Here is a 23,010-nt window from a genome sequence, read left to right as displayed (position 1 = left end):
GAGCCGACGGACCACACCGCGGTAGATACAGGCGTCTCCCCAGCCGGGTATCCCGGACGGACCGCCAGTACGGATCGGTTTCCGTCCCGAAAGGTACACTTGACCTCCTCCTGCGCCTGAAGACGCAGGAATCCCGACTGCACCGCAAGCGTTGGGATATTAGGGTTTGCGCATCACTCGGCGGGTGCTCGCGGTTGGAATCCACGAGTCCGGCTGAAGTGAATGACGCGAGGCTGGGCCAAACAGCCGTTACCGCTATCCCCAAGTGGGGGAGTCACGGGTAGCGTTTTCTGTCTGATATTATCGGCTCCATTCACGTCGCCATGCGCGACAACCCCACAGCGACCACACTTCCACAGTCCACGTTCAACACGACTGTCATCATCCTCGTTCCCACACACGCTACACGACGATGACGTACCGCGTTCGTCGGGCATTTCTACCTCGATGCCACGCTCTCGGGCTTTGTAGTCGATGAGGTTCATCAGCCGCTTGTACGCCCAGTTATCGAGGCGTTTGTTGCCGTGCCTGCCCCAGTCATCGTCGTCAACACCGCTCGGGTCGCCCACAACGAGCGTTCCAACGTCGTGGGCAACACATCGTTCAACAATGTCTTTCGACAGAGCGTGCAGGAAGTGGTCTTTCCGCCGTGACAGCTTCTCCCGTGCCCACTGTGCCATCTGACTGGGGCCATGCGGCCCTTCTGTCTGGTATTCTTCTCGCTGGAAGTAGTGCTTGTCTTCGCGCAACGTGTTCCCCGGATACAGTACGGCATCGTCAGGGAACGCGACAGCGGCGGGATTACAGATACCGAGGTCAACACCTGCGGTTTTCTCGCCGGGCGACTCTACGGCGATTTCTTCTTTACAGACGACGTGTAACTCCCATCGTTGTTTGGAGCGACACCAGACAGCACGCACCTGCTGGATGTTCTCCAGTTCGACTTCTGGTGGTGCTTGATACTCACAGAGGATGAAGTCATGTCCGTCTTTGTGGTTTTTTCCTTTGCCCAGACGGATTTTTTCGTGTTTGGTGTCGTGGCGGATACCTTTCTGCTTCCACGTCACCGTGCTTCGTGGGTGTTCTTCGTGGACTCTGTTGCCGTCTTCGTCGTAGTAGTTGGTTTTGCGGTAGCCCGGTGGGTTATCCCGGTTGTCGTCGGAGCCAAACCACGAACTGAACGCCTCAGAAAGCTCTTCTAAAACTTTCTGGCTGGACTGGCTATGCAGTCCTTTGTATTTTGGATACGTTTTCAGTTCGCGTTTGAGTTCATTTTCGTCGGGTATTTCGCCGGTTTCGTCCCACTGTTGGCGGGCGTAGTAGTTGGCGACGTTCCAGAGTTTGGATGCCGACCAGCCGTGTCTGTCGAGCGCACCAGCCACTTGCGTGTGGTTCTGGATGCGGCAGACGTAGGTTCGGCGTGTTGTCGGCATCCGTTACGTATTGTTATGAGCTACTAATTTTTAAATATCGTGGAATATCCAGCGATGGTGTAGCCGGTGGACTGTTTCATGGAGTGACGGCGCGTATCCACGCCCTGAAGGACGTGGTATTGCGCCTGCTCCACCTATAACCAGAAGGGCCCGAAGCTACTTACTGCACTACGGAAGACGTATCAGACATGCAGTCGGAGATCGCCAGCGAAGTGCCAGCCGTGGGGAGGGAGGCCATCGAAACGGTCACCCGACAGCCGGAACTCATCGCGGTGGTCGCGGCGGCGCTGGTTTTCGCGGGCGGGGTATGGTGGTATCTCCGTCCCGACAGCGGCGACCGGTTCGTCGACGCGATCACCGACCACGACCGGATCACCGTGCTCATGCACCCGAACCCCGACCCGGACGCGATGGCCTCCGCGATGGCGGTCGGCGCTCTCGCCAGGGCGGGCGGCACGGCAGCGAGCATCCAGTATCCGGGACAGATACGGCATCCGGAGAACCGCGCCTTCGAGACGGTGCTCGACTGTGAGTTCGAGCACGTCGAGGGGATCGAGGACCTCGCCGCGGAGACGGTCGTGCTGGTCGACCACAACGAGCCGCGGGGGTTTCAGGGGGCGGACGATATCGTTCCCCACGCAGTGGTCGATCACCACCCCGGAAACGGGGAGGGGGCGGTTTTCACCGACATCCGGACGGATCGCGGGTCGTGTGCGAGCATTCTCACCGACTACGTCCGCGAACGGGGCTGGTCGAACCGGCCGGACGCGGACGGTCAGTCCCTGACGCCGGTGCTGGCGACAGGGCTCCTGTACGGCATCCAGTCGGATACGACCTCGTTCACCCGTGGCTGTACGCACGCCGAGTTCGACGCCGCAGCGTACCTGTTTCCGGCCGCAGACCCGGATTCGCTGGACCGTATCGCGAACCCACAGGTCGACAGCGAGACGCTCGAAATCAAGGCCCGGGCTATCACCCGGCGGGAGATCGACGGGTCGTTTCTCGTCAGCCACGTCGGCTCGGTGTCGAACCTCGACGCGCTCCCGATCGCCGCCGAGGAGCTGATACGCCTCGAAGGGATCACGGCGGCCGTGATCACCGGCGAACACGAGGGAACGCTGCACATCTCCGGACGGTCCCGCGACGACCGCGTCCACATGGGAAAATCCGTTTCGACGGCCCTGAACGTCATCCCGGACGCCAGCGCCGGCGGCCACGCCCGGATGGGCGGCGGTCAGGCGATGCTTCCGGCGTCGGCTCCCGACTGCGACGGGCAGGGCGAACTACGGGAGCGATTCTTCGCCGCGATGAGCGGCGAACTATAGGACACCACCGGTCGCCGCCGGCTCGGCCCGCACGGTGGGATCGAGCGAGGGGCTTATTTCGCTGACGTCCCTTGGGACGGTAATGAGCGAAACCGCCGGACTGGATCGGATCGACCGCGCCGTCATCAACGCCTACCAGGGCGGGTTTCCGGTCGTCGAAGAGCCGTTCGGGCCCGCAGCGGCGGCGCTCCGTAACCGCGGGGTCGAGATCACCGCCGGAGAACTCCTCGATCGCGTGCGGACCCTCGAGGAGAACGGCACCCTGACGCGGTTCGGGGCGTTGATCAACGCGGCGGCGATCGGCGGCGCCGCGACGCTGGTGGCGATGCACGCCCCGGAGGACCGCTTCGAGGAGATCAAAGAGCAGGTCAACGGTCACCGGGAAGTCGCCCACAACTATCGGCGCGAGCACCCCCATCTGAACATGTGGTTCGTCGTCTCGGTCGCCGACTCCGACACCATCGGGCGGGTCCTCGGAGAGATAGAGGCCGAAACCGGTCAGGAGACCTACAACCTCCCGAAACGGCAGGAGTTCCGCGTCGAGGCGAAGTTCTACCTCGAGGGGCCGATCCCCGACGGTGACGTCGACCGTTCGGATCTCGGACCGACGGTCGAGCCGACCGAAAGCGAGACGCTGACCCCCGACGAACGCGACCTCGTCGTCGAGATCCAGGACGGCTTGCCGGTCACAGCGACACCGTACGCCGACGTCGCCGAACGGCTCGGCGTCGACACCGGGTGGGTCCTCCGGACGATGAAACGGTTCGACGCCGAGGGGAAGGTCCGCCGCGTCGGCGTCATCCCGAACCACTACGCGCTCGGGTACACCGAAAACGGGATGACGGTCTGGGACGTCCCCGACGAACTGCTCGATGCCGTCGGCCCCGAAGTCGCGTCACTGCCGTTCGTCACCCACTGCTACGAGCGGCCGCGACACGAGGGCGTCTGGCCGTACAACTTCTTTGCGATGACGCATGGCCGAAGCGAGGCCGAAAGCGAACGGCGGATCGGACGGATCGAGGCGGTGATGGAGGAACACTTCGAGGTCGACGGAGACGACTGGGCGACGCTGTTTTCGACGGAGATACTGAAAAAGACCGGCATCAGACTCGGGGAACGAGCCGAGGCCAACACGGGCGAGAGATGATTCCGCTGTACCACGATTTTACCGGTGAAACCGTCCTCGTCTTCGGCGGCGGCCCCGTCGGCGCCCGGAAGGCCCGCCGGTTCGCCCGCGAGGCCACAGTCGTCGTGATCAGCCCGGCGTTCCCCGCCGAGGCGTACGGCGACGCCGAGCGGGTCCGGGCCGCGCCGGCCGCAGAGGGCGTCCCCGGATGGTTCGAGCGGGTCGAACCGGCGCTCGCGATCGCCGCGACGGACGATCCGGGGGTAAACGAGGCGATCGAATCGACAGCCCGGACACGGGGCGTTCTCGTCAACCGGACGGACCGTTCGGGCCGGCGGGACGCCGGCAGCGTCGTCGTCCCGGCGACCGTCCGGGACGAAGACGTGGTGGTCGCCGTCTCGACCGGGGGACGGAGTCCGGCCCTGGCGAAGGAACTCAGAGAACGGATCGAAGACGAGATCGACGGAGCCGACGAACTGGCCGAGTTGACCGCCGAGATACGGACATCGTTACAGGAACGCGGCGTCGATCCGGCGCTCCGTCGGCGGGCTGTCGGGGAGGTCGTGCGATCGAAAGCGGTTTGGAAGGATTTAGGTAAGGGTGACTCAAACCCCCGACAAACAGCCGACGCCGTCGTCGAGGCGGCGCTGGGTGATCGGACGTGAAAACAGGAACAGACATCCTCGCCGGCGTCAGCGTCTCACACAGCGACGCGTCGGTCGAAGCGATCGAGCGGGCGGCGGTCGACTCACAACACGCGGCGATCGAGGACCTCCTCGATCTGCCGTCGGTCTCGGAGGCGCTGGTCCTCCAGACCTGCAACCGGGCGGAGGCGTACGTCGTCACCGAAACGCCCGAGGCGGGAAAGGAAGCCCTCGCGGCGTATCTCGGCGACGTCGATCCCGCCGTCGTCCGGACCCTCGACCACGAGGAGAGCATCCGCCACCTCATGGCCGTCGCCTGCGGTCTCGAATCGCTCGTGGTCGGCGAAGACCAGATCATCGGACAGCTGAGAGACGCCTACGAGGACGCACGCGGCGTCGGGGCGATGGGACCGGTGCTCGACGACGCGGTGCTGAAGGCGCTCCACGTCGGCGAACGGGCCAGAGACGAGACGGCGATCAACGAGGGCGTCGTCTCGCTGGGATCGGCGGCAGTCCGCTTTCTCGAGTCGAAACGCGACCTCGAAGAGGCGGCCGCCCTCGTCGTCGGGGCCGGCGAGATGGCGCGGCTGGCCGCCGAAGCGCTCGATCGGGCGGTCGATCGGATCCTCGTCGCCAACCGGACGCTTTCGCACGCCGAACACCTCACCGAACAGCTGGAGAGCAACGCCGAGGCCGTCGGACTCGACGCGGTCGCGACCGCCGCCGACGAGGCAGACGTCGTCGTCTCGGCGACCGGGAGCTCCGGGCACGTTGTCGACGTCGGGGACTTCAAGGACGCCGGCCGAACCCACGTCGTCGATATCGCACGGCCGCGGGACGTCCCGCCGGCGGCCGACGGAATCGAGGGCGTCTCTGTGTACGATCTCGACGCGATCGAGGCGATCACCGACGAGACGAGACGGAAGCGGGAGGCCGCCGCCGAGACCGTCGAGGCGATGATCGACGAGGAGTTCGACCACCTCATGGCCCAGTACAAGCGCAAGCGGGCCGATCAGGTCATCGGCGCGATGTACGAGGGCGCCGAACGGATCAAGGCCCGCGAGCTCCGGACCGCCCTCTCGAAGCTCGAAAACGAGGGCGGCGTCTCCGAAGCCGAACGGGAGATCCTCGAATCGATGGCCGACGCCCTCGTCGGACAGCTGCTCTCGGCGCCGACCGAGAGCCTGCGGGAGGCGGCCGAAAACGACGAGTGGTCGACGATCCGGACCGCACTCGAGCTGTTCGGACCGGCCTTCGAACTCGAACCCGCCGAGCCACCCGCCGAACCGGACCGCCCCGGATCGATCCCCGAGGAGATGCGCGATCGGATGCCCGCCCACGTTATCGATCAGCTACGGACCGAAGACGAGTAACGCCGACGCGCTTTCGGTTCTGTTTATCGCGATATTTCTCGCCCAGCTGTGGCTCGCGTAGCGTTTCCTCGCGTTTGCCACGAAACGGGAGGCCGGATCCGGTGGGATTCGAGCGTCTACAGTTCGTTGAGCTTCCGGAGGAGCTGGCCCTCGTACTCGGCGTCGGCGCGGATCTCCTTCTTTTCGAGGACGTTACGCTCGAGTTTGTCCAAGGCGACGCGGAACGCCGTTTCGGCACCGTACCCCTCACCGGAGCCGGCGATCTGGCCCCGGTTCGTCCGGAGCCGGGTCTGACAGTGGATCAGCGGGGTGCCACGGAGCCGCTCTTTGTGCTCGCTGAACCGGACGTGGGCGTGGTGGACCTGCATGTCCTGGTACTTGTCGGCGACCTCGGTGATCGCCCCCTGGATCATCTCCCGGGAGATCGTATCGAGGAGGTCGATGTTGGTGATCTGGACGTCCATGCTTTCCTCCTCGGTATACGTCAACGCTCTGAGCACGTCGGTCTTGGTGAGGATTCCGGCGACAGCAGTGTCGTCGTCTTCGGGCGTGACGACGAGCCCGGCGTAGTCGTGTTCGAACATCCGCTCGACGGCCGTCTCGACCGACGCGTCGCCGGTGATCGTCTCGACCGGGCTGTTCATCAGATCGTAGACCGGGAGATCGAGCATTCGATCGGTGTCACCCGACCGGTCGCCGGAGTGTTGTCGCTCCATCGTCCGGACGGCGAAGTCGGCGATGTCGTGGGTCGTCACCATCCCCGACAGCCGCCCGCTGTCGTTGACGACGGGGAGCCGGGAGATGTCGTTCTCGCGTAGGTAGTTGATCGCCTTCCCGAGGTGGTCGTCCTCGCGCAGCGTGATGACCTCGTCCGTGTAGATCTGTTCGACGGTGAGTACGTCGAGGTTACCGAGCACCGCCCGGAGGATGGCGTCCTCGGTGACGATCCCCCACAGGTCGCCGTCCTCGAAGACCGGCGCGACCTTCGTACCGCCCTCGACGAGCATGCGGGCGACCTTCCGGACGTCGTCCTCGCGGCCGACCTGGGGGATGTTGTTTCTGGCCAGCACCTGTACCTTCGCGTCGTCCTCGATGTGTGACTGCAGGAGCTGTCGTTCCGTGAGGATTCCCGAATACTCGCCGCCGTCGGTCACGACGATCCCCTTCGGGTTCTCCCGATCGAAGAGCGACCGCACCTTCCCGAGCCGCTCGTCGGCGTCCACCTCGAGGTACTCCTCGGTGGCGATGTCTACGATGTTCATCTCTATCCCGGAGGTTAGCCACGACGGCTCTTGAAACTACCTCACTGTCCCAAGAAACGAGCCGTGCGAACGTATCACGTCGTGACTCCGAGGTCAGTTGTGGTTTCCCTCGAGCCGATAGCGATAGGGTCGGTCCCTGATCACCTCGACGTGGCCGATCTCGGCTTCGCGGCCGAGCACCGTCGCCACACGGTGGGCGCTGTCGAACTCCTCGCCGTGTTCCTCCAGGAGATCGAGGATCTCTCTGGCGGTCAGTGGCTCGTCGGGGTCGGCCTCCGAGAGCACGGTTCGGATACGTTCGAACTCACCCCGGCGTATGCGCATACAGGTACACACGGGCTCACATACCATAAGTATCCGTCAGACAGATGTCAGACACGCGTTCGTCGAAAACCGATAGCAGGGAGCCGATTGCTTCGTCCGACACGGGCGCGAGTGTCGTGTGACAGACGTTCACGATCGGCGCCTGACAGCCACCGCCGGTTCCTCAAGCGGGGGTGTCGAACTCCGAATCGAACCCGCGCTCGCGGCGGTACGCATCGACGAACGCCCCGACATCGAACTCGAGCATCTGCTGTTCGAACTGTGTGGCGGTCCCTTCGTCGCCGTGGCTGGCGGCGTGTTCCATCAGCTCGACGAGCAACTCGACGACGATCTCGTGGAGCCGGCGGCTATCGAAGTCACACACCCACAGGAGCGCGTATCCGACCCGGCCGTCCTCGGAGACGTCCTCGGTCGCGACCGCGTCGGGGAACTCCTCGGTGACCATCCCCATGGCGTGGACGAGGCCGAACTCCTCGAACTCGTCGGCCGTCTCGATCGCGGCCCGGAGCGTCTCGACGACCGACTCGGGAACGAACCGCGAGAGCGGATGGGCGTCGACGACGACGGCGTGTCGGTCGCCGCAGTCGCATTCGAGATCCCGAACGCCCATATCGAGATCGACGGGGCGGACCGTCTCACCGCAGGGGAGTTCGAGACGATCGTCGTCGCTGCCGGGAACACGCGGCGCTGGCATTACAGACAGTGAGCCGTCGACGCGGTTAAAAACAGCGTTCGGTTACCGGGTGAGATCGTCGGGACCCAGCGCGGCGTCGTAGGGATCCTCGGGTTCGGCGTCGACCGGCTCGGCCTCGCTCTCGTCGATCTGGACGTACGCCCGGGTCACGACGGCGGCCCCGAAGGCAGAAAGCAGCCCGCCGACCGCGGCCGCCGCGACCACGCCGCCGATCGTCGAGAGAGTGCCGACGGCGACAGCACCGAGCTGTTCGAGCTGGGAGACGACCACGAGGATTGCCCCGACGAGAAACACCTCCACCCGGTGGCCCTTCGTGAGTCGCCAGGAATCGGCCATCGCCTGCACGAAGTTCTTGTCCTTGAGAGCGATCTCCTGTCTGAGGAAATAAAACAGGACGGCGAGGGCGATCCCCGGGATCACGAGGAAGACCAAGCCGAGGAGGATCAGCCCCCAGACGACGACCGCGCCGACGAACCCGTTCAGCGTGGCCAAAACGATGTTTCCGGTAACGAGGTCACTCGAGACCGCTTCCCCGTCGTCGGTCGCGAAGACGCGGACGGCGACGATCGAGACCGCCTCGCCGACGAGCACGAGCGCCACCAGTCCGGCGGCGGCGGCGCCGGCCGAAAGATCCAACGCGAGCGGCGCCGTCCCCCGGGCGTTCTCGGCGGCGGTTTCGAACTCGGTGACCGCCTGATCGTACTCGGCCTGCGTCATCCCGAGTTCCGCCGGTGACGCGCTCTGGACGGTCGAGAGCATCGTGTCGACGACGGCAGCCGAAAACGTCTGGAACAGTACCGTCGTGAGGAGGGCGATACCGGCGAAGACGGCGGCCAAAATCAGCCCGTGCGTTCCGGCCGTACGGGACGCCCCTTCACGGAGCGCTTGACCGATGTCGAGACCCATGTTCACCCTCGCGTTCGCCGGCCTCTTAAGGGTAGCCGAAGGCTGCCGGCGAACGGTCCGGGGGCGGTTGCCGGGGTCCCAGGCGAATCATCGCACGATCGCAGTGCGATCGAAGTGTAAGTAGTTGCGATGGTTACTATAGGAGAGGCGACGACAGACTCGACCTACGGCCAGTCGTCGCGCTGTTCGGGCTCGGGGTCAGCTGTGTCCTCGGCCTCGTCGATTGCCCACCCGGCCGCCTCGGCGGCCTGCTCTAGGGGCAAAAACTCCCAGTCGACGGACTCGGCGAGTTCCTCGTCCTCGTCGGTGAGGCCGACGAAGACGTGTCGGTCGGTCTGGAACTGCGATCGGACGTTCTCGAGGCTCTCGGCCCGGCCACGGGGGCCGGAGAAGAAGTCCTGTCTGATCCGGTTCTTCCGGGTGAAGTTCGTCACCACGTACGTCGGTTTCTCGGAGATGACGCCCACGTACTCGCTCCAGGAACGGGCGTCCGAGAACACCGCCTCGGGGTCGGTCAGTTCCTTGAGTGCTTCCAACTCGAACGCGAGTGTCATATCAGTCGAGCCGCCGCCATCCATACTCCAAGAAGAGGAGCGACCGGAGAAAGTCCTGTCGGATCCGACCGTCGGGGACGGCTACCCCATGGTGTCGGACCGCGAGACGGTCGACGGTATCCTATCAGTTCGCCGTCGCGGGTTCGAACGCCTCGATATCGACGCCTTGCTCTAAGAGGAGGTCGGTCCGATCGGAGACGTCGATCTGCTTTCTCGCGAGCTTTTTCAGCACCGACTGCGCCGAGAGATCGCCGATGAGCACGCCGCCGATGACGCGGCCGTCCTTGAGCGCGACGCGGCGCCAGGTCCCGTCCTCGTATTTGTGTTCGACCGAGTCGTCCCCGCGGGTCGGGTGACCGAACGAGAGGAAAGGGAAATCGAAGTGCGTGATCGAATACGAGGAGACCCACTGGAACTCCGCCTCGGGGGCGTCGGCGACCATGTTCTGGCCGGCGATCGAGCCCTGTTCTTTGGCCGATCCCCACGCGCCGTTCTGTGCGCGATCGCCGAGGATCACGTCGTGGAACTGGGTAATGTCGCCGGCGGCGTAGACGTCCTCGGCGTTCGTCCGCATGTACTCGTCAGTGATGATGCCGTTGTCCGTCTCGATGTCGGTGTTCTGAATGAACTCGATGTTGAAGTCCAGCCCGATGGCGACGCCCGCGAAGTCGGCCTCGAAGCGCTCGCCGTTGGGGTCGACCGCGGCGGTGACGTGGCCCGACTCGTCGGTCTCGAAGCGGTCAACCCCGGAGTCGAAGACCGGCGTGACGCCGATCTCCTCGAGGGCGTCGTGGATGATCCCGGCGCCGTCCTGCGAGAGCGCGTAGCGCCACCACGACTGGCCGCGCATCAGGTAGTGTGCATCGACGTCCTGTGCGCCACAGATCGCCGCGAGGTCGATCCCGAGCAGCCCCGCGCCGACGACGACGCCCGTCTCGGCGTTCGCCGCGCTCTCTTTGATCGCCCGGGCGTCCTCGAACGTCCAGAAGTGATGGATCCCCTCGGCGTCGCTGTTCTCGACGGGCAGCTGGATCGGCGTCCCGCCGGTGGCGATGAGGAGTTTGTCGTACTCGATGACGTCCCCCCCGTGGGTGTGGATCTCGTGGGCGTCCGTCTCGACGTCCGTGACGACGGTATCGAGCCGGAGTTCGATGTCGCGTTCGTCGTACCACTCGGGGTCGTGGATCGAGACCGGCGCCTCCGGGAGTTTCCCCTTGGCGAACTCCTTTATCAGGATCCGGTTGTACAGGGCCTCCCCCTCCTCTGTAACGACGGTGATGTCGGCGTCCGGGTCGGCTTCCCGAACCGTCTCGGCGGCCGAGGCTCCGGCGATGCCGTCACCGATGATTACGTGCGACGCACACATGCGCGGAAGTAGGCCACCCGGGTTAATGTGGATTGCCATCTGGGGCTCGGAGAGCCGTACGAGGACACCGCGCGTAGAGAGCACAGTGGACGGAAAGTCGGAAATCTATCGGTTAATACAGCGTTCGTCGTCTTATCTCCCGAATGTGTCCGGTAATGCCGGGGGCGTGGGCAGTCCGAAACGTTCCGGGAACGGACGCTTGAAGACGGACCGATACGTACCCGGTAGTATGAAGATCGTCCAGAACCCTCGCCACTGGGCCTCGAAGAAGGCGCTGACGACGCCGGGTATCCGGAGCGTCGCCAACTACGCGCTGGTGAAGATGCACACGCGAATCTTCCTCGAGAAGGCCGACGCGGACCGCCGAGAGGAGCGCCGGGAACACCTCGATGTGTTCTTCGAGGCGACGATGGACGCCTACGTCGCCGCGCTCGAGTCGGGCTATACGGAGGCCGAAGCCAGGGAGATCACTCACATCCAGGCGAACTTCGATTTCTTCAACCACGGCTGGACGGAGATGATGGAGATCCCCGGCGGGGAACTGGAGGACCACTACCGCCGGTACGAGGAGTTCTTCGAACGGTATGGGATCTCGATCGACGACCCGCTCGGGACGTTTTCGCCCGACGACGGCGTTCCGGCCGCCCCCGCGACCCCCGGAAAGCTCGAGACGCCCGAATACGAGAACGCGATCGCCGGCTTCGCCGACGACGTCTACGTCGAGACGCCCGACGGCGAGACGGTCGGCGGCGGAGACACCGAGGCTCCCGATGGGATCGATCCACGGGACGCCCCCGGCGTCGATCCCGACGACGTGAGTACTGAGTGACGCGACCGGTCGCGACGGGAGGGGATCGATCACGGTCGTCCCCACCAGACTTTCGTTCCCGCGGCCGAAGCCGGCCCATGGATACGGACCCGGTGAAGATCACCGTACTCGACGACGACGCCCACGGGATTCCGGCGGCCGAATACGCCGAGACGCTGCGGGATCGGCTCCCGGACGCCGAGGTTTCGCTGGCGAAGACCCCACCACAGGAACGACGGCTCGTCCCGGACGCGACGGTCGTCACCGGCGCAACCCTCGGCGAGGACCTGATCGCCGACGCCGGGAACCTCCGGCTTTTCGCGTGTCGGAGCGCCGGCGTCGATCACCTGCCGCTCGAGACCTTCGAAGAACACGGGGTCGCCGTGACGAACGCCTCGGGGATTCACGGGCCGAACGTCGCCGAACACGTGCTCGGCTGGCTGTTGATGTTCACCCGCCGGCTCGACGAGGGGCTACGCAGACAAAAGCGCCGGGAGTGGCGCCGGTATCCGTCCTTCGGCGAACTGACGGGAAAGACGGTGACCGTCGTCGGACTGGGGGCGATCGGGGAGGCGGTCGTCGAGCGTCTCGAGGGGTTCGGCGTCGGGACGATCGGCGTCAGGTACACTCCCGAGAAGGGCGGCCCGACCGACGAGGTGATCGGGTTCGACCGCAGGGACCTCCTCGCGGCGCTGGCCGAAACGGACTTTCTCGTGCTCGCGTGTCCGCTGACCGAGACGACCGAGGGGTTGATCGGGGCGACGGAACTGGGCGTGTTGCCGACCGACGCCGTCGTCGTCAACGTCGCCCGCGGGCCGGTCGTCGACACGCCCGCACTGGTCGAGACGCTCCGGGACAACCGCCTTCACGGCGCCGGGCTCGACGTCACCGATCCCGAACCCCTGCCGGAGGGACACCCGCTGTGGGGGTTCGAGAACGTCTTTATCACGCCCCACGCGGCGGGACATACGCCTCGTTGCTGGGAGCGGCTGGCGGATATCGTCGCCGAGAACGTCGAGACGGCGAAAGCGACCGGCGAGTACGACGGCCTGCGGAACCAGATTGTTTAGAAAGGGTCGGTGCCCTCGAGGGTGTGCTCGGCGACGACGTCCTCGTCGAGTTCGATCCCGAGTCCGGGCGCTTCGGGCACCTCGATGGAGCCGTCCTGAATCAGCGGCTCGTCGTTCGTGTGCAACTCGTCCCACCAGTCGACCTCCAGGGCGTGATACTCCAGCACGTCGAAGTTCGGGATCGCCGCCCCGAGGTGGACACAGGCCATCGTCCCGATCGGGCTACAGACGTTGTGCGGCGAGACCGGGATGTACTGTTCTTGGGCCCGATCGGCGATCCGCATCGTCTCGGCGAGCCCGCCGACGGTCGTCGGATCGGGCGTGACGATGTCGACGCCGTACTCGTAGAGCAGCTCCGAGAGCTCGTGGACCCGAAACCGGTTCTCGCCGGTGGCGATCGGCGTTCGGGTGTCCTTGGTGACCTCGATCTGGGCGTCCATGTTCTCCGGCGGGATCAGGTCCTCGAGCCACATGAGATCGAACGCCTCGAGTTCGTGGGCCAGCCGCTTTGCGCTCTCGACGGAGTAATCCCAGTGGCAATCGAAGGCTAAATCGACGCCGTACCCGATCTCCTCGCGGACTGCCGCGACCCGCTCGCGTTTGCGCTCGATGCGGTCGTTCGTCAGCCGGCCGTTCGTCCGGTCGGGATCGTTGTCCTCGGGCAGATCGAGATCGAACTTCAGGGCCGAAAACCCCATCTCGACGACGTCGGCCGCCGCCGCGGCGTAGGCGTCCGGCGAATACGCCGACTCGTCGGCGTAGGCAGTGGCGCCGTCCTCGACCTGATAGGCCTCGCCAGCGTGGGTGTCACAGTAGATCCGCACCTCGTCGCGGTACTTCGAGCCGAGGAGTTCGTAGATCGGCAGCCCGAGGATCTTCCCGGCGGCGTCCAGACAGGCGATCTCGATGCCCGAGGCGGCGGTAACGACCTTGCCAGTGGTACCGCCGTGTCCGGACATCTCCTGGACGATCCGCTGGACGATCCGCTCGTGATCGAGGGGGTTCTCCCCGAGCAGGAAGCGTTTCGTGTACTCGACGATCCGCGGGATCCCGCCCCCGCGGTAGGCCTCGCCGATCCCGGTGACGCCGGCGTCGGTCTCGATTTTGATGAGGTTCCACTCGAAGTTACCCTCGACGACACAGGTGTCGATGTCGGTGATCTCGACCTCTCGGTCGGCGGTTCGCGTCGCGTGGTTGCCGTAATCTCTCATGGTGTATGCTCTCCAATATTGCTCATACGCGGTACTCCTGTAGAGCGTTTTCGTCCAGTTCGACGCCGTGTCCGGGATCGTCAGGGAGCGGTATAGTTCCCTCGGTGTCGGGTTCCAGGGGGTCTTCGACCACGTCGTCGAAGACCTTCACGTCCTGATCGCGGTAGAAGTACTCGACCCACAGCCCGTTCTCGATCGCACCGAGCAGGGAGGCGTGGATGTTCCAGTTGTAGTGGGGGGCGATCGGGACGTCGTAGGCGGAGGCGTAATCGGCGATCCGGAGCCACTCGGTGACCCCGCCACACACCGTCACGTCGGGCTGGAGGATTCCCGCGGCGCCCCGGTCGTAGAGGTCGGCGAAGCTGTGCCGGGTCCCCTCCAGTTCGCCCGTCGCGACCGGGTAATCGATCGCCTCGTTGACCTGCGCCATCGTCTCGACCCGGTCGATCATCACCGGCTCCTCGATGAAGTAGGGGTCGTAGGGTTCGAACGCCCGGCAGGCCCGGATCCCCTCGGGCGCCGAGGACCAGACGCCGTTGGCATCGAGCAACAGCGTCCGGTCGGGGCCGATCTCCTCGCGGACGGCCGCCACCCGGTCGACCTCCTCGGGGATCGATCGACGGCCCACCTTCATTTTGACGACGTCGTGGCCCTCCTCGAGGTAGCGGTTGATCTCCGATCGCAGCCCCTCGTGGCCCTTGTCGTCGCGGTAGTAGCCGCCGCTGGCGTAGGAGGGGACCGCCTCGGCGTGGCCGCCGAGCAGTTTATACAGGGGCTCGCCGGCGGCTTTGGCCTTCAGGTCCCAAAGCGCCATATCGACCGTCGAGATGGCCCGGAGGAACAGCCCGGTCCGGCCGATCTGGACGTTGTCCTCGTACATCTCGTGCCAGAGCCGCTCGGTGTCGCGGGGGTCCTCCCCGAGGACGACCTCGGTTAGCCGCGAGTCGACGGCGCCGGCGACCAGTTCGGCGGCCTCGTAGCCGAGCGAGTACCCGACACCCTCGAGCCCGCTGTCTGTTCGGACGTGCGTGATCGCGTGATCCCGGAAGTGCAGCGTCCGGTTCGAAAACGACACCGGCTCTTCGAGGGGGATCTCGATCGCGTAGGATTCTACGTCGGTGATCTCCATACCCGAGCGGCACCACATACCCATAAACAGCCTCGTGTTGTGGCAAGTACTGTCGCATTGTGTGGCGGATCGTGGGAGGGTCCGAATCGGACATCCCCACCGAGGAATGCTATCTTGCCACGGAGGGAAACGTTTTCATACCGCTCCCTGATTGGGTCGTATATGGACCTAGAGATTGACGGCAACGCGGCGCTCGTAACGGCATCCTCGAGCGGTCTCGGCAGAGCATCGGCGAAGGCACTCGCTCGCGATGGGGTAAACGTCGTGCTCAACGGCCGCGACGAGGAGCGGCTGGCCGACGCACGCGCTGAGGTCGAAGCCGTCGCGGAGGGCGAAGTCGTCGTCCAGCCGGGGGACCTCACGGAAGCCGACGACATCGAGGCGATGGTCGAACGGACGGTGGATGAGTTCGGCGGCCTCGATCACCTCGTTACCAGCGCCGGGGGACCGCCGTCGGGTTCGTTCCTGGACACCGACGACGAGGACTGGCAGCAGGCCTACGAACTGCTCGTGATGAGCGTCGTCCGCCTCGCGCGGGAAGCCCACCCCCACCTCGCGGCCGGCGAGGAGACCGGGACGATCGTCAACATCACCTCCCGGAGCGTCAAGGAGGCGATCGACGACCTCGTGTTGTCGAACTCGGTCCGGATGGGCGTCATCGGGCTCGAGAAGACCCTCTCGAAGGAGTTCGCTCCCGATATTCGCGCCAACGCGGTCCTCCCGGGCCCCCACGAGACCTCGCGCATTCAGGACCTCGTCGAGGCGGCCGTCGAGCGCGGCGAGTACGACTCCTACGAGGAGGGACTCGACGAGTGGGCGGGCAACCCACTGGAACGGATCGGCGATCCGATGGAACTGGGCAACACCGTCGCGTTCCTCTCCTCGCCGAAGTCGGGCTTTATCAACGGCACCGCGATCACGATCGACGGCGGCACGACCGGGGCGAACCTATGAACCCCGTGTCGTTCGACGACGCCGAGACGTACGAACCCGAGGCGGGGTGGCGCCGCGTTGCCATGGCCGGCAGCGACCGGTTCTCCTTCGAGTGGTTCGAAAAGCCCCCGGGCCACAGTTCCCCGATGCACGACCACGAAAACGAGCAGGTCTGTGTCTGTCTGGACGGGGAGTTGACCGTCGCGACCGAAACAGAGGAGGTCCGGCTGGGCGAGTTCGATTCGGTCCACCTGGAGTCCAACGAGACCCACCGCGTCGAGAACACCGGCGAGGAGACGGCGATCGGGCTGGACGTGTTCGCGCCGGGGCGGTCGTTCGACTTCTGGACCGACCGGGAATGAACGCCACGTACCTCGCCCGCACCGCGACCGGCGAGCCGATTTTGGGCGACGAGGCGGGCTTCGTCCCGCTTTCGAGCGTCCACCCCGGACTCGGAAGCGTCCGGGCGGCGCTCCCGAAGGCCGCATCGGGAGGCCTCGGCAGTCCGGACGACGCGGTGGCCGATCGGGTCCCGCGGACGGATCTCTCCTTTGGACCGCCGCTTGCCGAGTTCGGCAAGCTCTGGGGGATCGGGCTGAACTACGCCGAACACGCGGGCGACCTCGACGAACAGCGCCCCGACGAGCCGGCGAGCTTCATGAAGCCGAACACCGCACTCGCGGGGCCGGGCGGTCCGATCCGGCTACCGCCGACCGACCGGAGCCAGCGGGTGACCGCCGAGGCCGAACTCGGCGTACTGGTCGGTCGGACCTGTCGCGATATCGAGACAGCCGACGTCGAAGACGTGGTCGCGGGGTATCTGCCGGTCATCGACATGACCGCCGAGGACGTCCTCCAGCGGAACCCACGCTTTCTCACGCGCGCAAAAAGCTTCGATACGTTCCTGATCCCCGGACCGGCGATCGTCGTTCCCGAGGAGTCCGTGGAGCTGTCGTCGCTCTCGGTCCGGACCGAGGTGAACGGCGAGACCGAGGCCGAAAACCGAATCGAGAACATGCTGTTTCCGCCCGCCGAGATCGTCGCCTTCCACTCGGGAGTGATGACGCTACAGCCCGGCGATCTGTTCAGCACCGGTACGCCGGGGGCGGCCCCGATCGAGCCCGGCGACGAGGTGCGCGCCGTCGTCGAATCGGTCGGGACCGCGTCGGCGTCCGTACGGAGGTGAGGTCGACGGGCGGTCGGCGCGTCCCGTAGTCTTTTGCGACGGGCCGTCGAGGGCAGGGTATGAACCGCGGACAGGCGTTCCTCCTCGTCCTCATCGGGCTCGTCTCGGCAGTGACGCTTTTCGTCGTCGTCCCGTTTCTCGAGTACGTCATCGGGGCACTCATTCTCGGGTACGTCCTCTATCCGGTTCATCGACGGCTCGAACGCCGGATCGGCGGGGTCGCCTCGGCGGTCACGCTCATCACCGGGACGGTCGTCGCGGTCATCGTGCCGCTGGCGTACATCGTCTCGGTATTCGTCGCCGACCTCCGGGCGCTTTCGGCCGGCCAAACGGGGCTGGATACCGCCGCAGTGGAGCGTCGGCTCTCGGAGCTCCTCGGCCCGGATGCCGAAATCGAACTCGGCGATCTGCTCGCGGCGGCCGGCGATCAGCTCATCAGGGTACTCTTCGGCAGCTACGCCGGCATCGTCACGTTCGCGCTCCAGGCCGGCATCGGAACCGCGCTCATGCTGTTTCTCGTTTACTACCTGTTGCGGGACGGCCCGGCGTTCGTCGCGTGGGGGAAAGAAACCGTTCCGCTGCCGCCGGACGTCACCGAGGATCTGCTCTCGAAGATCGACGCGACGACGTGGGGCGTCGTCATCGGGCACATCGTCGTGGCGGTGCTGCAGGCGCTGATCGCCGGCATCGGGCTCTGGGCCGCGGGAATCCCGAAAGTGATCTTCTGGACGTTCGTGATGGCGGTGCTGGCGCTGCTGCCGCTCATCGGGTCGTTTCTCGTGTGGGGACCCGCGGCGGGCTATCTCGTCGTCGTCGACGAGGTGACGGCAGGGGTCGTTTTGGCCCTCTACGGGATCGTCGTGGTGAGTCTGTTCGACAACTACGCCCGTCCGATCCTCATCGACCAGCAGGCGGGGCTGAACCCGGGGGTGATCCTCGTCGGCGTCGCCGGGGGGATCTACTCGATCGGTTTCACCGGTCTGTTCGTCGGACCGATCGTCATCGGCGTCCTCGCGGCGACGCTCGAAACCTTCCGAACTGAGTACGACCGGATCTAGCCGACAAGCGGTCGCCGCGTCGAAAGCGGATACCTTTATCGGGGGGCGTCCGGATGTTCCCAGCATGGTAACGGTGCGGGCGCCCGCTACGAGCGCGAACCTGGGGAGTGGCTACGACGTCTTCGGGGCGGCGCTGGGCCGGCCGGCCGACGTCGTCCGGGTAGAGAAAGCCGACCGCACCACGATCGACGTGACGGGCGTCGGCAGCCAGTACATTCCCGAAGACCCCGAAAAGAACACTGTCGGTGCGGTCGCGGAGGCGCTGGAGGCGCCGGCCCACATCGAGATCGACAAGGGCGTCCGGCCGGCCTCCGGGCTCGGCTCCTCGGCGGCGTCGGCGGCAGCCGCCGCGGTCGGACTGAACGAACTCTACGGGAGGGGGCTGACGCGGGAAGAGCTCGTCCCGATCGCCGCGGAGGGTGAGGCGGTCGTCTCGGGGGCCGCCCACGCCGACAACGTCGCCCCGTCGATCATGGGGGGTTTCACCATCGCCCGTCACGACGGCGTGACGTCGGTCGACGCGTCGATCCCGCTCGTGACGTGTCTGCCGGAGGTCGTCATCTCGACGAGGGACGCCCGGAAGGTCGTCCCCGAGACCGCGAGCATGACCGACGTCGTCGAGGTAGTCGGCAACGCGTCGACGCTGGCCGTCGGGATGGCCCGGGACGATCCGGCGCTGGTGGGCAGAGGGATGGAGGACGCGATCGTGACGCCGGCCCGGGCGGAACTGATCACTGGATACGCGGCCGTTCGGACGGCCGCCCTCGAGGCCGGCGCGACCGGCGTGACGATCTCGGGGGCCGGTCCGGCGATCATCGCCGCCTGCCGGGAGAGCGACCGGCGGACGATCGCGAGCGCGATGATCGACGCGTTCGCCGAGGTCGACGTCGAGGCGCGGGCGTACCAGACGCGGATCGGGGGCGGTGCAACGGTTTTCGAGTGAGCCATCCGACCGACGAAGTTTATAAATCGTGTAGATCCTTTCGCTAGTAGCTAAAATTCCTTGCTAAGTTGGGGAAGATTAATATGCCGATACGGCGTATATTTGGGCATGAGAAAAACAATCCAAGAACGGTGGTATAATGTCAAGTGATAACGTCTCTCCGAGCCCGAATACACGTCGAAGCAACCGGGATTGGTGGCCGAACCGCCTGGACGTCGATTTTCTCAAGCAGAACGCCCGTGACCCCGGACCGCTAGACGAGGACTTCGACTACGCGGAGGCGTTCCAGGAACTCGATCTCGACGAGGTCAAGGCCGATATCGAGGAGGTCATCACGACCCCGAAAGAGTGGTGGCCGGCCGACTACGATCACTATGGGCCGTTCATGATCCGGATGGCGTGGCACAGCGCCGGCACCTACCGCGCGTACGACGGGCGCGGTGGCGCGGCCGGCGGCCGGCAACGGTTTGCCCCGATCAGCAGTTGGCCGGACAACGCCAACCTCGACAAGGCTCGGCGGCTGCTCTGGCCGGTCAAACAGAAGTACGGCCGTAGCCTCTCGTGGGCCGATCTCATAATCCTCGCGGGAAACGTCGCCGTCGAGTCGATGGGGTTCCGTACGTTCGGCTTTGCCGGCGGGCGTGAGGACGATTTCGAGCCCGACGAGGCCGTCGACTGGGGCCCCGAGAAGGAGTTCGAAATGCAGCAACGTTTCGACAAAGCCGGCGAGATCCAGGAGGGTCTCGGGGCCTCAGTGATGGGCCTCATCTACGTGAACCCGGAGGGGCCGGACGGACAGCCGGACCCGATGGCGTCCGCCGAAAACATCCGACAGACCTTCTCCCGTATGGCGATGGACGATACACAAACCGCCGCGCTGATCGCCGGCGGCCACACGTTCGGAAAAGTCCACGGCGCCAACAGCACGGAGGAGGCACACGGCCCCGAGCCCGAGGCGGCCCCGATCGAGAACATGGGGCTCGGCTGGCAGAGCGGGGAGGAGGCCGCCGAAGAGGGGGTCACCACGAGCGGAATCGAAGGCCCGTGGACGTCCTCACCGACCGATTGGGACATGGGCTACGTCGACAACCTCCTCGAATACGAGTGGGAACCGGAGAAGGGTCCCGGCGGCGCCTGGCAGTGGACGCCGAAAGAGGGAGAAGACGTCGAATCGGCACCGGACGCCCAGAACCCCGATCGGGAGGTCACGCCGATGATGCTGACGACCGACATCGCGCTGAAGCGGGACCCCGAATACCGCGAGATCATGGAAACGTTCCAGGAGAACCCGATGGAGTTCGGGATGGCCTTCGCGAAGGCCTGGTACAAGCTGACCCACCGAGACATGGGACCGCCCGAGCGGTTCCTCGGTCCGGAAGTCCCCGAGGAGACGATGATCTGGCAGGATCCGATTCCGGACGCCGACTACGACCCCATCGGGGAGGAGGAAATCGCGGAACTCAAAACCGAAATCCTCGACTCGGAACTCTCGACCCAACAGCTCGTCAAGACGGCCTGGGCGTCAGCCTCGACCTATCGCGACAGCGACAAGCGGGGTGGCGCGAACGGGGCCCGGATCCGTCTCGAACCCCAGCGGAGTTGGCAGGTCAACGAACCCACCGAACTCGAGACTGTCCTCGAGACCTACGAGGGAATCCAGGCGGAGTTCAACGACTCCCGCTCTGACGGGACGCGCGTTTCGATCGCTGATCTCATCGTACTGGGCGGGAACGCGGCGATCGAGCAGGCTGCCGCCGACGCCGGCTACGATGTCGAGGTCCCCTTCGAACCCGGACGGACGGACGCCGCCGCCGAACAGACCGATACCGAGTCTTTCGAAGCGCTCAAACCGGAGGCTGACGGCTTTCGGAACTATATCAAAGACGGTCTCGACAGGCGGGCGGAGGAGATCCTCGTCGATGAGGCCGATCTGCTGGACCTGACGCCTGAGGAGATGACGGTACTCGTCGGCGGGATGCGTGCGCTCGGCGCGACGTACCAGAACTCCGATCTCGGCGTCCTCACCGACCGCCCCGGGACCCTGACGAACGACTTCTTCGTGAACCTACTGAGCATGGACACGGAGTGGCAGCAATCGCCCGAGTCGGACCAGGTCTACGACGGGTACGACCGACGGACGGGCGAGCACAAGTGGCGCGGAACCCGCGCAGATCTTATCTTCGGGTCACACGACGAGCTCCGCGCAATCGCGGAGGCGTACGCGGCCGACGACGACGAAAAAATGTTCGTCGAGGACTTCGTGGACGCCTGGAGCAAGGTAATGAAGCTGGACCGCTTCGACCTCGAGTAGATCGCCTCCGCCGTCCGACCGCCGCCGGCGATTACGCGGAAATCGGCTCCGTGTTCATCGATACTACCCGCCGAGAGCCACGGAAACTACGAAGTGGATGAGAACCGAAGCGACGGCCGAAAGATAGGTTCGACGGGGAGACACCCGTATCGTTCGTCGTTTCGGAGTACGATCGACCCGCCGCGAAACAGCGCAAAAACAGTCGTGAACGGTTTACTATGTTTGAACGGTCAGAACGGCGTCCCCGGTTTATGTGATCCGCTGGCGATCGGAACGGTATGCAACGCAAGGTGCTCGTTCTCGTGATCGCCCTGTCCGTCGCCTTCGGTGCGGCGGCAGTCGCGGCCACGGACCACGCGTCTGTCGAGGTAGCCCAGGAACCGAACGAACCGGCGACGGTGACAGTCGTCGATTCGGGCGGACAGGCGGTGGAGAACGCCTCCCTGACCGTCGAGTCCGTCGATGAGAACGTCACCTACGACGGGACCGGGGACTACACGACCGACCGAAACGGAACCGTCGAACTCCCCGCACCCAACGAGACGGTCGATATCCTCGTCACCGCGACGGTCGACAACGAGACGGTGTCCACGGAAGCGACACTGGAGTACCGGCCCGAACTCGATCTCTCGGTCGAGGGGGCGACCGGCCAGCCCGCCACGGTGACTCTCACGGCCGACGGCGAGCCGGCCGACAACGCGACGATCGACGTCGGGACGATCGATGAGAACGCCACCTACGACGGGACGGGGACGTACGAGACCGACGCGAACGGGACCGTGGAACTTCCGGTTCCGAACGAGACGGTCGATGTGAACGTCTCCGCCGAGTATCGGGGCGCATCGACGTCCGCCGAGGCGACGCTAACCGCCCCGCCGGACCTCGCCGTGGCCGTCGATCAGGACCGCGGTCGTCCGGCGACGGTGACGGTGCTGGCCGACGACAAGCCGGCCGAGAACGCGACGATCGACGTCGAGACCGTCGATGAGAACGCTACCTACGCCGGGACGGACGCGTACGAAACCGACGAGAACGGCACCGTCGAACTCCCCACACCCGAGGAAACCGTCGCGGTGAGCGTCACCGCCGAGTTCCAGGGTGCCTCGGATTCCACCGAAACGGAACTGAAAGCCGCGCCGGAGCTGAACGTGAGTCTCGCCCAGGACGGGCCGGGGCTGCCGGCGACGGTGACGGTGCTGGCCGACGACAAGCCGGCCGAGAACACGACGATTGACGTCGAGACTGTCGATGAAAACACGACGTACGCCGGGACGGGCGCGTACGAAACCGACGAGAACGGCACCGTCGAACTCCCCGCACCCAACGAGACGGTCGAAGTGACTGTCACGGCGAG

The 23,010-nt window shown here is 65.3% G+C and carries 21 protein-coding genes and 1 pseudogene; 13 read left to right on the top strand and 9 right to left on the bottom strand.

The features are described 5' to 3' along the window. Positions 1 to 173 precede the first annotated feature (173 nt). On the bottom strand, positions 174 to 1,433 hold the full coding sequence (locus tag KM295_RS10055; RefSeq protein ID WP_256029820.1) for an RNA-guided endonuclease InsQ/TnpB family protein: 1,260 nt from the start codon (positions 1,431 to 1,433) through the stop codon (positions 174 to 176). Positions 1,434 to 1,621: 188 nt separating this feature from the next. Between KM295_RS10055 and KM295_RS10050 the strand changes: the two genes are divergently transcribed. The 4 genes from KM295_RS10050 to hemA all read left to right on the top strand — a co-directional run bounded on the left by KM295_RS10050 (position 1,622) and on the right by hemA (position 5,901). Then, positions 1,622 to 2,758: a DHH family phosphoesterase gene (locus KM295_RS10050; protein WP_256029819.1), complete on the top strand. Its 1,137-nt coding sequence runs from the start codon at positions 1,622 to 1,624 to the stop codon at positions 2,756 to 2,758. A gap of 82 nt (positions 2,759 to 2,840) precedes the next feature. Beyond that, entirely contained in the window at positions 2,841 to 3,905 is a 1,065-nt protein-coding gene (gene ahbB / locus KM295_RS10045; RefSeq protein WP_256029818.1) for a siroheme decarboxylase subunit beta, read from the top strand. Next, positions 3,902 to 4,549, top strand: coding sequence for a precorrin-2 dehydrogenase/sirohydrochlorin ferrochelatase family protein (locus KM295_RS10040; protein ID WP_256029817.1), 648 nt, complete (start codon positions 3,902 to 3,904; stop codon positions 4,547 to 4,549). The genes ahbB and KM295_RS10040 overlap by 4 nt, the downstream gene beginning before the upstream one ends. Next, the gene (gene hemA / locus KM295_RS10035) at positions 4,546 to 5,901 is read left to right on the top strand and encodes a glutamyl-tRNA reductase (RefSeq protein WP_256029816.1); all 1,356 of its coding nucleotides are present in this window, start codon (positions 4,546 to 4,548) and stop codon (positions 5,899 to 5,901) included. The genes KM295_RS10040 and hemA overlap by 4 nt, the downstream gene beginning before the upstream one ends. Positions 5,902 to 6,017: 116 nt before the next feature. Here hemA and KM295_RS10030 read toward each other — a convergent pair whose 3' ends face one another. The 6 genes from KM295_RS10030 to KM295_RS10005 form a co-directional block, all read right to left on the bottom strand. After that, positions 6,018 to 7,163 (bottom strand): CBS domain-containing protein, encoded by a 1,146-nt coding sequence (locus KM295_RS10030; RefSeq protein WP_256029815.1) that lies wholly within the window; start codon positions 7,161 to 7,163, stop codon positions 6,018 to 6,020. A 93-nt stretch (positions 7,164 to 7,256) separates the two neighbouring features. Further along, positions 7,257 to 7,487, bottom strand: a complete 231-nt coding sequence (locus KM295_RS10025; protein ID WP_256029814.1) for a hypothetical protein — start codon at positions 7,485 to 7,487, stop codon at positions 7,257 to 7,259. Positions 7,488 to 7,650: 163 nt separating this feature from the next. Beyond that, positions 7,651 to 8,181, bottom strand: coding sequence for a DUF5815 family protein (locus KM295_RS10020; protein ID WP_256029813.1), 531 nt, complete (start codon positions 8,179 to 8,181; stop codon positions 7,651 to 7,653). Positions 8,182 to 8,223: 42 nt separating this feature from the next. Further along, positions 8,224 to 9,087 carry a DUF7847 domain-containing protein gene (locus tag KM295_RS10015; protein ID WP_256029812.1) on the bottom strand — a complete coding sequence of 288 codons (864 nt, stop codon included), beginning with the start codon at positions 9,085 to 9,087 and terminating at the stop codon, positions 8,224 to 8,226. A 164-nt stretch (positions 9,088 to 9,251) separates the two neighbouring features. Then, a complete protein-coding gene (locus KM295_RS10010) occupies positions 9,252 to 9,665 on the bottom strand; it encodes a DUF7124 domain-containing protein (protein WP_256029811.1) in 414 nt (137 codons plus the stop codon). A gap of 100 nt (positions 9,666 to 9,765) precedes the next feature. Further along, positions 9,766 to 11,007: an NAD(P)/FAD-dependent oxidoreductase gene (locus tag KM295_RS10005; protein WP_256029810.1), complete on the bottom strand. Its 1,242-nt coding sequence runs from the start codon at positions 11,005 to 11,007 to the stop codon at positions 9,766 to 9,768. Between the two features lie 229 nt (positions 11,008 to 11,236). On the opposite strand from KM295_RS10005, the gene KM295_RS10000 reads away from it, so the two are divergent. Together KM295_RS10000 and KM295_RS09995 are read left to right on the top strand one after the other, a co-directional pair. After that, the gene (locus KM295_RS10000; RefSeq protein WP_256029809.1) at positions 11,237 to 11,836 is read left to right on the top strand and encodes a DUF6149 family protein; all 600 of its coding nucleotides are present in this window, start codon (positions 11,237 to 11,239) and stop codon (positions 11,834 to 11,836) included. Between the two features lie 77 nt (positions 11,837 to 11,913). Beyond that, positions 11,914 to 12,885 (top strand): D-2-hydroxyacid dehydrogenase, encoded by a 972-nt coding sequence (locus KM295_RS09995; RefSeq protein ID WP_256029808.1) that lies wholly within the window; start codon positions 11,914 to 11,916, stop codon positions 12,883 to 12,885. Here the strand turns inward: KM295_RS09995 and KM295_RS09990 are convergent. Both KM295_RS09990 and KM295_RS09985 read right to left on the bottom strand, forming a co-directional pair. After that, positions 12,882 to 14,096, bottom strand: a complete 1,215-nt coding sequence (locus KM295_RS09990) for a mandelate racemase/muconate lactonizing enzyme family protein (protein ID WP_256029807.1) — start codon at positions 14,094 to 14,096, stop codon at positions 12,882 to 12,884. The genes KM295_RS09995 and KM295_RS09990 overlap by 4 nt on opposite strands. A gap of 22 nt (positions 14,097 to 14,118) precedes the next feature. Next, positions 14,119 to 15,225: a mandelate racemase/muconate lactonizing enzyme family protein gene (locus tag KM295_RS09985; protein WP_256029806.1), complete on the bottom strand. Its 1,107-nt coding sequence runs from the start codon at positions 15,223 to 15,225 to the stop codon at positions 14,119 to 14,121. Positions 15,226 to 15,387: 162 nt separating this feature from the next. On the opposite strand from KM295_RS09985, the gene KM295_RS09980 reads away from it, so the two are divergent. The 7 genes and pseudogenes from KM295_RS09980 to KM295_RS09950 form a co-directional block, all read left to right on the top strand. Further along, positions 15,388 to 16,179, top strand: a complete 792-nt coding sequence (locus KM295_RS09980; protein WP_256029805.1) for an SDR family oxidoreductase — start codon at positions 15,388 to 15,390, stop codon at positions 16,177 to 16,179. Then, positions 16,176 to 16,520, top strand: coding sequence for a cupin domain-containing protein (locus KM295_RS09975; RefSeq protein WP_256029804.1), 345 nt, complete (start codon positions 16,176 to 16,178; stop codon positions 16,518 to 16,520). Before KM295_RS09980 ends, KM295_RS09975 begins: the two co-directional genes overlap by 4 nt. Then, positions 16,517 to 17,344, top strand: coding sequence for a fumarylacetoacetate hydrolase family protein (locus KM295_RS09970; RefSeq protein WP_256029803.1), 828 nt, complete (start codon positions 16,517 to 16,519; stop codon positions 17,342 to 17,344). The genes KM295_RS09975 and KM295_RS09970 overlap by 4 nt, the downstream gene beginning before the upstream one ends. Positions 17,345 to 17,403: 59 nt before the next feature. After that, positions 17,404 to 18,402, top strand: coding sequence for an AI-2E family transporter (locus KM295_RS09965; RefSeq protein ID WP_256029802.1), 999 nt, complete (start codon positions 17,404 to 17,406; stop codon positions 18,400 to 18,402). Between the two features lie 64 nt (positions 18,403 to 18,466). Continuing rightward, entirely contained in the window at positions 18,467 to 19,345 is an 879-nt protein-coding gene (locus tag KM295_RS09960) for a homoserine kinase (protein ID WP_256029801.1), read from the top strand. A gap of 139 nt (positions 19,346 to 19,484) precedes the next feature. Continuing rightward, positions 19,485 to 21,656, top strand: coding sequence for a catalase/peroxidase HPI (katG, locus tag KM295_RS09955; RefSeq protein ID WP_256029800.1), 2,172 nt, complete (start codon positions 19,485 to 19,487; stop codon positions 21,654 to 21,656). Between the two features lie 278 nt (positions 21,657 to 21,934). Further along, positions 21,935 to 23,010 (top strand): annotated as a pseudogene (locus KM295_RS09950) (collagen-like triple helix repeat-containing protein); the annotation flags it as partial.

This window comes from Natronomonas aquatica (genome assembly GCF_024449025.1).
In the GTDB taxonomy this organism is placed as follows: Archaea; Halobacteriota; Halobacteria; order Halobacteriales; family Haloarculaceae; genus Natronomonas; species Natronomonas aquatica.
This window is presented reverse-complemented; position numbering and strand designations above follow the sequence as displayed.